Origin of the sequence: Janthinobacterium sp. UMAB-60 (assembly GCF_900095235.1) — a bacterium.
GTDB lineage: Bacteria > Pseudomonadota > Gammaproteobacteria > Burkholderiales > Burkholderiaceae_D > Janthinobacterium.
On the sequence record NZ_LT607485.1, the window covers coordinates 207,634 to 220,325 of the forward strand.

Annotated in this window: 12 protein-coding genes; 3 read left to right on the forward strand and 9 right to left on the reverse strand. The window is 64.5% G+C overall.

The window, feature by feature from the left end; all coding sequences use genetic code 11:
• Window positions 1-47: 47 nt before the first annotated feature.
• Entirely contained in the window at window positions 48-629 is a 582-nt protein-coding gene (locus tag K0F86_RS08915; protein WP_219134062.1) for a porin family protein, read from the reverse strand.
• A 236-nt stretch (window positions 630-865) separates the two neighbouring features.
• Here K0F86_RS08915 and K0F86_RS08920 point away from each other — a divergent pair, with 236 nt between their 5' ends.
• Window positions 866-1,447: a molybdopterin-dependent oxidoreductase gene (locus tag K0F86_RS08920; protein ID WP_219134063.1), complete on the forward strand. Its 582-nt coding sequence runs from the start codon at window positions 866-868 to the stop codon at window positions 1,445-1,447.
• Between the two features lie 6 nt (window positions 1,448-1,453).
• Here the strand turns inward: K0F86_RS08920 and K0F86_RS08925 are convergent, their stop codons facing one another.
• Window positions 1,454-1,816, reverse strand: coding sequence for a hypothetical protein (locus K0F86_RS08925; protein WP_219134064.1), 363 nt, complete (start codon window positions 1,814-1,816; stop codon window positions 1,454-1,456).
• Window positions 1,817-2,040: 224 nt separating this feature from the next.
• Here K0F86_RS08925 and K0F86_RS08930 point away from each other — a divergent pair, with 224 nt between their 5' ends.
• Window positions 2,041-3,537 carry a sensor domain-containing diguanylate cyclase gene (locus tag K0F86_RS08930; protein WP_257572060.1) on the forward strand — a complete coding sequence of 499 codons (1,497 nt, stop codon included), beginning with the start codon at window positions 2,041-2,043 and terminating at the stop codon, window positions 3,535-3,537.
• A 1-nt stretch (window position 3,538) separates the two neighbouring features.
• Here the strand turns inward: K0F86_RS08930 and K0F86_RS08935 are convergent, their stop codons facing one another.
• Genes K0F86_RS08935 through K0F86_RS08965 form a run of 7 tightly spaced genes read right to left on the reverse strand, consistent with a single transcriptional unit; the run spans window position 3,539 to window position 10,579 of the window.
• The gene (locus K0F86_RS08935; protein WP_219134065.1) at window positions 3,539-4,366 is read right to left on the reverse strand and encodes a Rossmann-like and DUF2520 domain-containing protein; all 828 of its coding nucleotides are present in this window, start codon (window positions 4,364-4,366) and stop codon (window positions 3,539-3,541) included.
• Window positions 4,367-4,378: 12 nt separating this feature from the next.
• Window positions 4,379-4,966, reverse strand: coding sequence for a DUF924 family protein (locus K0F86_RS08940; RefSeq protein ID WP_219134066.1), 588 nt, complete (start codon window positions 4,964-4,966; stop codon window positions 4,379-4,381).
• Window positions 4,967-4,971: 5 nt separating this feature from the next.
• Window positions 4,972-5,712: an MgtC/SapB family protein gene (locus K0F86_RS08945; RefSeq protein ID WP_219134067.1), complete on the reverse strand. Its 741-nt coding sequence runs from the start codon at window positions 5,710-5,712 to the stop codon at window positions 4,972-4,974.
• Window positions 5,713-5,961: a hypothetical protein gene (locus K0F86_RS08950; RefSeq protein ID WP_219134068.1), complete on the reverse strand. Its 249-nt coding sequence runs from the start codon at window positions 5,959-5,961 to the stop codon at window positions 5,713-5,715.
• Window positions 5,961-7,787 carry an aminopeptidase P family protein gene (locus K0F86_RS08955; protein WP_219134069.1) on the reverse strand — a complete coding sequence of 609 codons (1,827 nt, stop codon included), beginning with the start codon at window positions 7,785-7,787 and terminating at the stop codon, window positions 5,961-5,963. The genes K0F86_RS08950 and K0F86_RS08955 overlap by 1 nt, the downstream gene beginning before the upstream one ends.
• A gap of 46 nt (window positions 7,788-7,833) precedes the next feature.
• On the reverse strand, window positions 7,834-9,894 hold the full coding sequence (locus K0F86_RS08960) for a DUF4132 domain-containing protein (RefSeq protein ID WP_219134070.1): 2,061 nt from the start codon (window positions 9,892-9,894) through the stop codon (window positions 7,834-7,836).
• A complete protein-coding gene (locus tag K0F86_RS08965) occupies window positions 9,881-10,579 on the reverse strand; it encodes a Crp/Fnr family transcriptional regulator (protein ID WP_219134071.1) in 699 nt (232 codons plus the stop codon). Before K0F86_RS08965 ends, K0F86_RS08960 begins: the two co-directional genes overlap by 14 nt.
• Before the next feature lie 179 nt (window positions 10,580-10,758).
• On the opposite strand from K0F86_RS08965, the gene K0F86_RS08970 reads away from it, so the two are divergent.
• A complete protein-coding gene (locus K0F86_RS08970; RefSeq protein WP_219134072.1) occupies window positions 10,759-12,690 on the forward strand; it encodes an AMP-binding protein in 1,932 nt (643 codons plus the stop codon).
• Window positions 12,691-12,692 lie beyond the last annotated feature (2 nt).

The window sequence follows — 12,692 nt, forward strand, 5'->3', positions numbered from 1 at the left end:
AGTTACCTCGCGGTAACTGCCTTTTTTTTCAGCAAACTTCTGATAAATTAGAAGTTGTAGCGTGCGCCAAGAGCTAAGCCCGTCGCCTTGCGGCCCTGGTCGGCACTCTTGCCGAAGTGTTCCACTTCCGCCGTCAGCGAGACTTTCTCGTTGATCGCGTACTGGGCACCGACGGAAGCGTACACGCCCGTCTTGTCGTTGCCGCTGATGCCGGTCGACAGGCCTGTGCCGCTCAAGCTATTCTTGACCTTGGCCACACCGAGCTTGCCGAACACGCCGACTTTATCGCTCACCGGCATGCTGGCCTTGCCGGCCAGGTAGTAGCCGTGCGAATCGCTTTTCACGGAACCGTTGCCGGTGCTGGTGACATAGCTGTAATCCTTGCTGCCGAAATCGGCGTAACCGCCCTCGACCGCCCAGGTTTTATCGAAATCATAACCGGCGAACACCTTCGCGCCCGCCTTGTAGCCACTGTGATTATCGGCGCTGGTCGCGCCAGGAATATCGAAGCTATAACGGTTGCCCGTGACGCCGGCACCCACATAGGCGCCTTCGGCGTGCGCGGCGCTCATGCCGGTCAGTGCAGTAGTGGTAGCGATCATTGCAAACAGGATTTTCTTCTTCATCATGTTCTCTCTCTCAATTAGTGAATGTTCCTGGATTGGTGCCTGGATTCGCAGTTCAGCGAAGTGCGATGACTACACAATAACAGCCGAAAAAAGCTACGTCTTTCTCCATTCCGTAAGAACTGTGACAAGATGTAAGTGGAGATTCCAAACTGACAATAACAGTAAAATGCGCACCGTTGCGCGAACTTAAGATAGACTTAAGAGAAATTTGAATTTCAGACGAACAGGAGAGGTGCATGCGCAAACGCCAGTTTCTCGCCGCCGCCATGGCGGCCACCGCCCTGCCCGCCATCGCCCGGGCGGCGCCCGCCGGGCTGCGCGGTCCGGCCTTGCTGACCATCACGGGCAGCATCGCCAAGCCCAACCGGGGTCCGTTCGACGCCGTGCGCGACCAGATGATGCACAAGCAGAAAATCAGTTTTGAGCGGGCGCGGGCATTCGACTTTGCGGCGCTGACGAACTTGCCGGCGCGCACCATCCATCCCACCCTGGAATACGACGGCAAGGCGCATGCGCTGCGCGGGCCGCTGCTGGTCGATGTCTTGAAGGCGGCAGGCGCCCCGGAGGAAGATGATGTGCGCCTGCTGCTGCGCGCCGTCGATGGCTATGCGGCGGCGCTGACCGTGGCGCAAGTGCGCGCGCAGCGTTTTATTGTCGCCACCCACCTCGACGGGCAGGCGATGGCGCTGGGCGGCCTGGGGCCGCTATGGGCGATCCACGACGCGGACCGCATCGCGGCCGTGGCGGCACTGCCCCTGGCCGAACGCTTCGCCAGCTGCCCGTGGGCGCTGTATCACATCGGCGTGGAGGCGGGTTAAAGCAAATTAGGCGTAGGCTTCGGCCATCGACATAACCCTCGGAGCGATAGTGATGCCGTGCTCCTCGAACAGCGCCGTGATGGCGGCCAGGTTGAGCGCGCACTCCTCGGTTTTCCAGCCCTTGAAGATATCCGTGCCATCCTTCTGGAAATGCAGGTCCAGCACTTTGCCCGCATCCTTGTGCAGGTAGGGCGAACTATAGGTGTTCTCGAAACCGAGCGCCTTCAATTGTCCCAGCAAGGCCTGCGGCGGATGGTCGGGATCGGTGGCGAGAAAAACGCCGAAGGTCTTGCCCGGCGGCTTGGCGGCGATGTCGACCTCATAAATGCCGGGGGCCTTGCTGACAGACGTACTCTTTAAAAATAACATACTACACTCCCTGCGCGTGGTGTCCTGCGCCGAAAACGGACGGCAAGACAGGGGCGGTGCGCAATGATTCCCATCGTCAAATCTTATTGCTAATTTGCATCTTTGTCGACAAATCGGCACTTTTATTTGGTAAGTCGTGGTTATCTTGTCGCGGATACCAGCGTAAATTATCAATAAAGCCAGTTATCATTGCGCCAATACCCGGCCTGCTGCATACTTTTGGCTTGCGTAAAGATTGCCTTCCCGCCTGCCACTTCCTCGTCTCCATGCGCCTTCTGTCGATCAAGTACCGCCTGCTCATCCTCCTGACCCTGATCCTGGGGGCGGGCTTCATGGCCACCAGCCTGGCCAGCTACCTGGCCTCGCGCCAGGCCATCGAGCATGGCATCGCCGACCAGACCTTGCCGCTGACGGGCGACAACATTTACTCGGAAATCCAGAAGGACATGCTACGCCCCGTCTTCATCTCGTCGCTGATGGCGCACGACACCTTCGTGCGCGACTGGATACTCGCCGGCGAAAGCAACCCGGCGCAGATCGTGCGCTACCTGGCCGAAGTCAAGAAGAAATACGGCGCCATCACCAGCTTTCTCGTCTCGGACAAGAGCAGCAAATATTACTATGCCGAAGGCACGCTGAAATCCGTCAGCCCGGAAGCGACGCGCGACCTCTGGTACTACCGCGTGCGCGCCATGGACAAGACCGATTATGAAACCAATGTCGACGTGGACATGGCCAACCGCGACAGCATGACCATCTTCATCAACCATCGCGTGGTCGACTATGACGGCCAGTTCATCGGCGCCACGGGCATCGGCCTGACCCTCGATACCATGAGCCACATCATCGACCGCTACCAGGTGCGCTTCCACCGCAACATCTACTTTGTCGACGGCGCCGGCGCCCTGGTACTGGCGGGCAAGACCATGCGCGAGGGGCGCGGCAACATCCGCAATTTACCCGGCGTGAGCAGCATTGCCGAGCAGATCATCAACCACCAGAGCGCACCGACGCACCTGTCCTACCAGCTGGGCCATGCGCAAATCCTCGTCAACTCGCGTTTCATTCCCGAACTGGGCTGGTACCTGGTGGTCGAGCAGAACGTCAGCGACGAAGTGCAGTCGCTGCAGCGCGTGTTCATCTTCAACCTGGCCATCAGCTTTGGCGTCACCCTGCTGGTACTGCTGCTGACTTTGCTGACGGTGAACCGCTACCAGCGCCGCATCGAGCGCATCGCCTCGACGGATGCGCTGACCGGGCTATTGAACCGCCAATCGCTGGAATTGCTGTTCCAGCGCGCCATGCTCCTGTCCAAACGCAACGAGCAGCCGATGTCGGCCATCCTGTTCGACATCGATTTCTTCAAGCGCGTCAACGATACGCATGGCCACCTGTGGGGCGACAAGGTCATCCGTGGCGTGGCGGACGTGGCACGCGCCACCGTGCGTGAAAGCGACGTCATCACGCGCTGGGGCGGCGAGGAATACCTGGTGCTGCTGAATGACTGCAGCCTGGCCAAAGCGGTGGAAGTGGCGGAAAACCTGCGCGCCGCCATCGAACGCCACGATTTCGGCCTGCCCGAGCCGCGCGTCCCCGTGACGATCAGCCTGGGCGTGGCCGAGTACCGGCCCGACGAAAGCGAATCGGCCTTCTTTTCGCGCGCCGACAGCGCCTTGTACCAGGCCAAGCATCACGGCCGCAACGGCGTGCACGCCACCTGAGTCATCCCCCGCGCTTGCGCCTGGCCAGATCTTGCGTGGGCGCCACCAGCGCCCGGTACAACTCGCCCGTGGCGGCATCCCAGCTTTGCACCGCCTGCTGCTGGCGTTGCACGGTGGCCGAATCACCGCGTGCGATGGGCCCGGAGAGCGCGGGTGCGGCGCCCAGGCGGAACACATTGGCCACCGCTTCCGTCACCAAAGGCTGGGCCAGCTCGCGCGCCACCGGCTCGGGAATGCCGGCCGCCTGGTAGGCGCGCAAGGCGGCGTCGAGCACCGTCACCAGGTAATTGCTGGCAAACACGGCAGCGGCGTGATACAGGGTCTTGGCGGCCGGGTCGATGGGCACGGGGCGCGCGCCGATGGCGATCAAGGCCGGCGTGAGGAAAACCAGCGCCAGCGGATCGCCTTCGACGCCACAAAACGTGCCGTCGAAGGTGGCGGCCACCTGCTGCGGGTCGGCAAAGCTGCGGATCGGGTGGGCGCTGGCGACAAAAGCCCCGGCCTGCGTGGCCGCCAGCAGCACGTTCGAGGCCAGCGCGCCGCTGCAGTGAAACACGATGGCGCCGGCCTGGCGTCCCTCGGCCACCAGCGCCGCGCAGGCCGGGCCGATCTGGTCGTCGGAGACGGCCAGCAGGGTGACGTCGGCGTGGCGCAAGGCCGCATAGCTGGCGACGGGAGTGCCGGCACCGATGAAATCGACGGCCGCCTGCGCCGACGCCATCGAGCGCGTCAGCACGTCCTGCAGCGCGATCCCGTCCACGCCGGCGAACAGACGGCCCAGCACACGGCCAACATGGCCGGCGCCGATGATATTCAATGTCACGTTCATGATGATGATGTTCTAAAAACCCGATCCCGGCTGGCGCAGGAATTCCAGCTCTTCCGGCGTGGAAGCGCGGCCCAGGATGGCGTTGCGGTGCGGGAAGCGGCCGAAGCGGGCGATCACTTCCTGGTGGCGCTCGGCGTAGTCGAGCATGCCGTCAAAACCGGGTTGCGCCTGCGACAACCGCTGGAACAGCTCGACGGCGCGCGCCTGCATGGCCAGGTCTTCCGCATGTTCGAACGGCAGGTAGGCGAAGGCGCGCAGCATCGGCGGCAGCTGCTGGTCGAGCCCCTGCCGCGTCATGGATAGGGCCAGCGCCAGCGCCTGGGCGTCGCCGGCAAAGGCGCGCGGCGTGCCCCGATAGACATTGCGCGTAAACTGATCGAGCACGATGAGGCGCGCCAGCGCGCCGTGCGGCGTCGCGTCCCACGCGCGCAAGCCGCCCTCGATGGCGGCATCGATCAGCGCGCCGAAACGCGCGCGTATGTGCGCATCGAAGGCGTCATCCTTGCGGAACCATTCCACGCGCGACTGGCCGTAGTCAGGGTTATCCGGCGGCAGGAACCAGAAATCGAGTACGTCTTGAGCCTGTGCATCCATGTCCATCCTTTTCAGTTGCGTGCGTGCGATAGCTGGAAGCCGGCGATGCCGTCGAAGGCGGCCAGTTCGGCCGACATGGCCGACAGGCTGGCACCGGTGTTCTTGCCATGCGCGATAGCGACAAAGCGCCATTCCTGCATGCCGTCCGTGCTGCCGATGGTCAGCGAGCCGCCGGCGATGTCGTAGCCGCGCTTGGCCGCCATGCGCCGCAGCGCATCTTCGCGCGGAACAAACCCTTGCTTGAAGCGCATGGTGATGGCCACTGCGTGGCGCGACGGCAGCCAGTTCTCCAATTTTGACAGAAAAATCATCGCCATCGCGCACATGAAGGCCAGGCCCATGGCCGACAGATAAAAGCCGATGCCGACCATGATGCCGATCACGGACGAGGCCCAGATCGAGGCGGCCGTCGTCAAGCCGCTGATATTGAAGCCTTCGCGCATGATGACGCCGGCGCCGAGGAAACCCACGCCCGTGACGATACCCTGGATGATACGCGTGGGGTCGCTGCCAACGATGGCGCCATGGCCGCCATACCAGAACTCCGGATAGCCGCCCAGCACCGTCAGCGCGGCCGACGCCATGCATACCAGGCCATACGTGCGCATGCCGGCGGCGCGCCCGTGATACGAGCGCTCATAGCCCACCAGCAAGCCCAGCAGCAACGCGCCCAGCAGGTTCAGCAGGATCACGCCGTTCGTCGCCAGCTCGGCCGGCGACCAATAGGCGCGCAGGAAGTCGATGGTCGGCATCTAGGGCTTTTTCGTCAGCTGCTTTTCAAACGCCACGTCGAGTTTGCTGACGCGGCGCGCCTTTTGCGGTCCCATTCCATTCACGAAGGCGACAAAGGCATCGAGTTCCAGCGGCGGGCACAGGGGCGGCAAGCCCGGGCCTTCGGTCAGGAAAAACAGTTCATCGCCCGTGCGCGCCATCGTGTAGAGGCGGTGGCCGGTGCGTTCCTTGAGCCGCTCGATGGCGGACGTGGCGCGGGTCGAACGCATCAGATGGCTCCCGTGCGCTGTTCCAGCCACGCCAGCGCAGGCGCATCGGCCGGCGCAGCCAACAGCGGCGCGAGACGCGCGCGCACGGTGGCGTGGTAGTCGTTGAGCCAGGCCGCCTCATCGTCGCGCAACAGCGAGCGCTCGACGCAGCGCGTGTCGATCGGGCACAGGGTCAATGTCTCGAAGCGCAGGAATTCCCCGAACTGCGTCGTCCCTGCGGGAACGTTCAATACCAGATTCTCGATACGGATACCCCACTGGCCAGGGCGATAAATGCCCGGTTCGATGGAGGTGATCATGCCGATCTCCATGGCTGTCTGCGGCTCCGGCATGGCCGACTGGGAAATCGATTGCGGCCCTTCATGGACGTTGAGGAAAAAACCCACGCCGTGGCCCGTGCCGTGGCCAAAGTCGATGCCCTCGGCCCACAGCGGTGCGCGGGCGATGGCGTCCAGCATGGGCGACTTCACGCCGCGCGGGAACTGCGCGCGCGACAGGGCGATCATGCTGCGCAAGACCAGGGTGAAATCGCGCTTGTGCTCGGCGGTGATGCTGCCAACGGGGACGACGCGCGTGATATCCGTGGTGCCGCCCAGGTACTGGCCGCCCGAATCGATCAGCAGCAGGCCGTCGCCTTCGATGGTGGCCTCGCTACCCGCATGGGCGTGGTAATGCATGATGGCGCCATGCGCGTTGAAGCCGGCGATGGTGCCAAAACTGGGACTGACAAAATGCGCACGGCGCGCGCGGCATGCCGTCAGGTGTTCGTCGACGCCGATTTCCGTCAGGGGCGCGCGCTGCGGATCGGCCAGGGTGCTGTCTAACCAGCTGAAAAATTCGCACAGGGCGGCGCCATCCTGCTCCATGGCGGCGCGCACGTGCGCCGCTTCGCTATCGGTCTTGCGCGACTTGGCCAGGGTGGTCGGATTGATGGTTTCGACCACCCGCACGCCGTCGGCCACGGCCTGGCGCGTGCCGAACGTGATGCGGCGCGGGTCCAGCAGCAGGGTGGCGCCGGCCGGCAGCGCGGCCAGCGCGGCCGCAGTACGGTCATACGCGGCCACGTCCACGCCTTCGCTCTCCAGGGTAGCGCGCAGGATAGCGGGCAGCTTGCCGTCGGCGACGAACAGGGTGGCGCGCTCCGGCCCCACCAGCGCATGCGCGAGGAAGACGGGGTTGTAGTTGACGTCCGCGCCGCGCAGGTTGAACAAATACGCGATATCGTCGAGGGTGGAAATGACGTGGTGGCTGGCGCCGTGCGTCGCCATGCTGGCGCGCAGGGCCGCCAGTTTGTCCTGGCGCGACAGGCCCGGATACGCCGCCGCGTGTTCCACCACAGGCGCGGCGGGCATGGCCGGACGCTCTGGCCAGACGGCTTGCAGCACATCGGTATCCGTGCGCAGAGTGACTTGTGCACCGAGCGCCTGCTGCAGCAGGCGCGCATTGGCCAGGCCCAGCACGGCGCCATCGACGGCCACCGTCTGCCCCGGCCGCATGGTCTCGCCCAGCCAGTCGATATACAGCACGCTGGCGCCGGACGGGATTTTCTTCAGGACGATGCCGCTGCCGGCCAGTTCGTCTTCCGCCTGCTCCCAGTAGCGGCCATCGGTCCACACGCCGGCGAAATCCTGCGTCACGACCAGAGTGCCGACCGACCCCGTAAAGCCGGACAGCCATTCGCGACCCTGCCAGCGGGCCGGCAGGTACTCGGACAGGTGCGGGTCGGCCGAGGGCACGATCAGGGCATCGATATGCTGCGCGCGCATGGCGCCGCGCAGTTGCGACAAACGGGAGGCGGGAGTGGATTGGTGGTCAGGTGTCTGCATGGGAGCGAAAATGGAGCGGTGCCGGGAAGCGTCTATGATACCGCGATTAGCAGCCGGGCTGCACTCGGTGCAGCGCCATTAGCGCCCCGGCGGCGGCGGCGATTTTTTCCAGCAGCGTCTCGTCGTAGGGAAGCCACGGCACGGCGCCCAGCTTGTTCCCCTTCGCTGCCACCTCGATCGCCGCCTCGGCGCCATCCTTCGTGACCCTGCCGGTGCTCAGATGGATCGCATGCCGGCCCACCATCAGGTGGCGCGCTTCGAGCGCCATGCGGCCATCCTCGATCTGGTCCGCGAATACCTGTTCCAGCACGGCGCGCCGCATGCCCGCCATCGGCCCCGGTGCCAGGTTGGCCAGGTAAAACAGGCGCTGTGCGCGCTCCACGCTTTGCTCGTCCTCCACCAGCGCCAAGGCGCTGGCGCTGACCAGCAGGTCCACCGCGCGGCACGCTTCCGAATACGCCACCGGAGACATCGGCATCATCTGCGCGGGCGCCAGGCCGTTTGACGTGCAGGCGCCGCCCGCCCCCGGATACACGCGTCCCTCGATGCGCAGCGATGCGCGCCAGGCGCCGAACTGGCGCGACAGGCCGTCATCGTAGTCCAGGCGCCAGCCTTCGCGGCGCGCCAGTCCCAGCAAGGTGGGCAACGACAGCTGGTAGCCAGCAAATGGGGCACTGCCATCGCCGGGCGGTGCATATATTTCGCGATAAACCTGGCGCAGCGGCTGGCGCAGGCGCCGCTGCGCGAGCAGCGCTTGCCAGGCGGCGCGCTCCTCCCCGCTGCCATGCAAGGGGTGCCACAGGCCGATCTCGCCTTGCGCAGGCAAATCCACTGGCTGCCCCTGCGCATCGATGGCGCCTTTCCCGTCGAGCATAAAGGCCAGCCCATCGCCCGTGCGCCAGACCAGCGCGCGCGCCACCGCGTCGATATCGGCATCGTCGCGCAGGGCGCGCCATTGGTCCAGGCCAAACCACACCTCGCTGGCGTAGCCCGCTTCCAGGCGGCGCGCCAGCATGGCCTGGCGCCGCTTGCCCATGGGGCCCGGCATGCCGATCCTCCAGGCGATATCGGGCCGTTCAGCCAGCGCCCGTTCGGCCGGTTTCAGATTGCGTTCCAGTTTCTTGCGGATGCCCGCATGGCGTACCTGCGCCAGCGCCTCGCGCAGGGCCAGCAGGCTTTCGGGCGTGGGGATGGTTTCCACCGCATGGCCCAGCGCCATCGCCAGCGATTGCGACGGCGCGCTCTTGGCCGCGCCGGGCGCAACGGATACCAAAGGCAGCAAGACGGTGATCGCGGGCCTGAACCACGCATCATCGCGATAGGACGCCACCCGCGCGGCACGCGCCAGCACCGCAGAGTCTGCGGTGGCAAAGGCGGCATCGGCCGCATACGGCACGCTGCCGTCATGGATGGCGGCGATATGGCGCGCCGCCTGTTCCAGTATCGTGCGCGCAAAATCGACATACGCCACATCGTCGGCCAGCACTTCGGCGGGGTCCGCCTCGCCGATGCTGTCGCGGTTCCAGTGGCCGCTGTAGCGCGAGCCGGCCAGCGCCAGCAGGGACGCTTGCGCCAGCTGCGGCAGCACGGTGAGTTCCTGCAAGGTCAAGGGCATCGGGTAGCGCGCATGGCGCTCGTCCATCATCTGCCCGAACTGGGCCGGGGCGTCGCCACCGGCCAGCTGCGCCAGCAGCCAGGCGGCAAAATGCTGTTCGCCCCAGTGCTTCGGTTCATCGAGGATGCGCAGCGCCAGCTGCGCGCTGCCTTCCGGTGGCGCGCCGCGCAGGCAAGCCAGACAGCCAATTGCATAATCCCAGTCGTGCACGCGGGCCGCGTCCAGCGCGTCGAGGAACATGTCGCCGGCCAGCGCCGGTGCCAGGTTCACGCTGCTCGCTTGTGCCAATAGCGCCATCGCCAGTGCGCGCCGCGCAGGATCGTCATGGCCGAAGCGCGCCGCGCGGTGCAACGCACCCCAGATGGCGCCCAGTTCTTCGGGTGCCCAGTCTTTAAAATCGACCGGCGGCCCCGTGAAACGCACATGCTCGACAAAGCCGCCATCGAGGCGTGCGCGCAGCGGCGCGGCGCGAGTGGACTCAGATGGCATCATCGGCCTCGTAGCGGCGCAAGCCTTCCAGGTCCAGCACGCGGATGCCGCCGTAATCGAGGCGCAATAAACCCTTCTTTTCCAGCACCTGCAAGGCCTGGTTGGCGCGCTGGCGCGAAGAGCCCGACAGCAGGCCGATCTCTTCCTGCGATAGCTGCACCAAGGTTTCCACGCCCGGGTACAAATGCGAGTTGAACATCGAGGCCAGGCAGCGCGCTACGCGCGTGTTCAGGTCGAGCAGGCGCTCGTTTTCCACCATGCCGATGAACTGGCCCAGGCGCTCATTGAGCTGCATCAGCAGGAAACGCGTGAATGGCAGACTCGTTTCCAGCAGCCAGTGGAAGGTGGCACCGGGCAGGCGCGCCACGCGCGTGTCGCGCAGCGCCATGGTGTCGTATTTGCGGATTTCGTTTTTCAGCAGCGAACCTTCGCCAAACCAGCTGCCGGGCGGCACGCCGATGAAGGTCATGGCCTTGCCGGAAGCGGAAAAATTATTCATCTTGACCATGCCGCTGATGACGCCGATCCAGTTGTCCACCGGCTCGCCCTTGCGGCAGACAAAGCCGCCTTTCGGCACGAAGGTTTCAAACACATCCGCCTCGACGCGGGCCATTTGCACGGGATCGAGCAGCTGCGCCCAGTTGGCCGCGCGCACGGCATCCTTCAGCGTGATATCAGGGTAGGTCATTGTGCGATGCACCATCGAAAAGTGGGTAAATGTCCCCGAAAAGACAACTCGGCAAACTAACGCAAGCTACTATCATTGCACAAACGCCTGATACATAAAAACACAGAGCGCCATCCAACGAGGTGGAGCCTGAGACAAGCAACAGGGAGACACTGGTGCAAACGACTACCACAGCAACGATGCCGACTTTTCCACGGCGCTTATTGCAACACGGGATAGTACGATCCGACAAGCCCGCCTTTCGCGAAAAACACCTGGGTATCTGGCAAACCTGGACCTGGTCCCAGGTCAACGACGAGGTGCGCGCGCTGGCCTGCGGCCTGGCTGCCATCGGCTTCCAGCGCGGCATGAACCTGGCCATCATCGGCGACAACCGTCCCCGCCTGTACTGGGCCATGCTGGCAGCGCAAAGCCTGGGCGGCGTGCCCGTGCCTCTGTACCAGGACGCGCCGGCCGCCGACATGGCCTACGTGCTGCAGGACGCGGAAATCCGCTACGCCATCGTCGAAGACCAGGAGCAGGTCGACAAGCTGCTTGAACTGAAAGCGCTGTATCCGCACGTCGCCCACATCGCGTATGACGATGAACGCGGCATGCGCCATTACCGTCAGCCGGAGCTGACGTCCTTTGCCGCCCTGCAGGTGCTGGGCCGGGCCTACGACCGCGAGCATCCGGGCTTTTATGAGGCAGCGGTGGAAGCCGGTGCCGGCCACGACTCGGCCGTCATCCTGTACACCTCGGGCACCACGGGCAAGCCGAAGGGCGTGTGCCAGAGCCATACGGCGCTGCTGGCCGCCGGCGTTGGCGGCGTGGCCTTCGACAAGCTCACCGACGAGGAAGATATCCTCTCCTACCTGCCCATGGCGTGGGTCGGCGACTGCCTGTTTTCGCTGGCGCAGGCGATGGTGGCCGGCTTCACCGTCAACTGCCCCGAATCGGGCGACACGGTGATGATCGACATGCGCGAAATCGGCCCCACTTGCTACTTTGCGCCGCCGCGCGTGTTCGAAAACATGCTCACCAGCGTGATGATACGCATGGAAGACGCGAGCAGCATCAAGCGCCGCATGTTCAGCCATTTCATGGACGTGGCCAAGCGCTGCGGCGCGCAGATCCTCGATGGCAAGCCCGTGTCGCTGGCGGATCGCCTCCGCTACAAGCTGGGCGAGCTGCTGGTCTACGGTCCCCTGAAAAACGTGCTGGGACTGTCGCGCGTGCGCGTCGCCTACACGGCCGGCGCCGCCATCGGCCCCGACCTGTTCCGCTTCTACCGCTCGATCGGCGTCAACCTCAAGCAGCTGTACGGCTCCACCGAAACCTGCGCCTATGTATGTCTGCAGCCGGACGGCAATATCAAGTTCGACAGCGTGGGCCTGCCCGCACCGGGCGTGGAAGTCAAGCTGGCGGCCAATGGCGAAGTGCTGGTGAAGTCGCCCGCCACCATGAGCGGCTACTTCAAGCGTCCCGATGCCACCGCCGAAGTGATCGATGCCGACGGCTACTTTCATACGGGAGACGCGGGCGTGTTCGACAGCGAAGGCCACTTGAAAATCATCGACCGCGCGGCCGATGTCGGCAAGCTGACGTGCGGCGCCATCTTCGCGCCCAACTACATCGAAAACAAGCTCAAGTTCTTCCCCTTCATCAAGGAAGTGGTGGCCTTCGGCCATGCGCGCAACCAGGTGTGCGCCTTCATCAATATCGATATCGAAGCGGTGGGCAACTGGTCCGAGCGGCGCGGCATCGCGTATGCCGGCTACACCGACCTGGCGGCGCGCGCCGAAACCTACGGCTTGATCCGCGACTGCATCGAGCAGGTCAACGCGGAACTGGCGGCCGATCCGCTGATGGACCGCACGCAGGTGCACCGCTTCCTGGTGCTGCACAAGGAACTCGACCCGGACGACGACGAACTGACGCGCACGCGCAAGGTACGTCGCAAATTCATCGCCGAAAAATATGCGGTGCTCATTTCCGCCCTGTATGAGGGCAAGGCGACGCAATACATCGAGACCCAGGTGAAATTCGAGGATGGCCGCACCGGTTCGACCAGCGCCAACCTGCAGATCTGGGACAGCAAAACGTATCGGCCCCAGGGCCTGGCCGCATGATG

Coding starts and splice junctions, on each gene's coding strand:
- K0F86_RS08960 (WP_219134070.1), bottom strand. CDS start 9,894: ATGATGCCATCTGAGTCCACTCGCGCCGCGCCGCTGCGCGCACGCCTC.
- K0F86_RS08925 (WP_219134064.1), bottom strand. CDS start 1,816: ATGTTATTTTTAAAGAGTACGTCTGTCAGCAAGGCCCCCGGCATTTAT.
- K0F86_RS08940 (WP_219134066.1), bottom strand. CDS start 4,966: ATGGACATGGATGCACAGGCTCAAGACGTACTCGATTTCTGGTTCCTG.
- K0F86_RS08970 (WP_219134072.1), top strand. CDS start 10,759: ATGCCGACTTTTCCACGGCGCTTATTGCAACACGGGATAGTACGATCC.
- K0F86_RS08965 (WP_219134071.1), bottom strand. CDS start 10,579: ATGACCTACCCTGATATCACGCTGAAGGATGCCGTGCGCGCGGCCAAC.
- K0F86_RS08955 (WP_219134069.1), bottom strand. CDS start 7,787: ATGCAGACACCTGACCACCAATCCACTCCCGCCTCCCGTTTGTCGCAA.
- K0F86_RS08950 (WP_219134068.1), bottom strand. CDS start 5,961: ATGCGTTCGACCCGCGCCACGTCCGCCATCGAGCGGCTCAAGGAACGC.
- K0F86_RS08920 (WP_219134063.1), top strand. CDS start 866: ATGCGCAAACGCCAGTTTCTCGCCGCCGCCATGGCGGCCACCGCCCTG.
- K0F86_RS08935 (WP_219134065.1), bottom strand. CDS start 4,366: ATGAACGTGACATTGAATATCATCGGCGCCGGCCATGTTGGCCGTGTG.
- K0F86_RS08945 (WP_219134067.1), bottom strand. CDS start 5,712: ATGCCGACCATCGACTTCCTGCGCGCCTATTGGTCGCCGGCCGAGCTG.
- K0F86_RS08915 (WP_219134062.1), bottom strand. CDS start 629: ATGATGAAGAAGAAAATCCTGTTTGCAATGATCGCTACCACTACTGCA.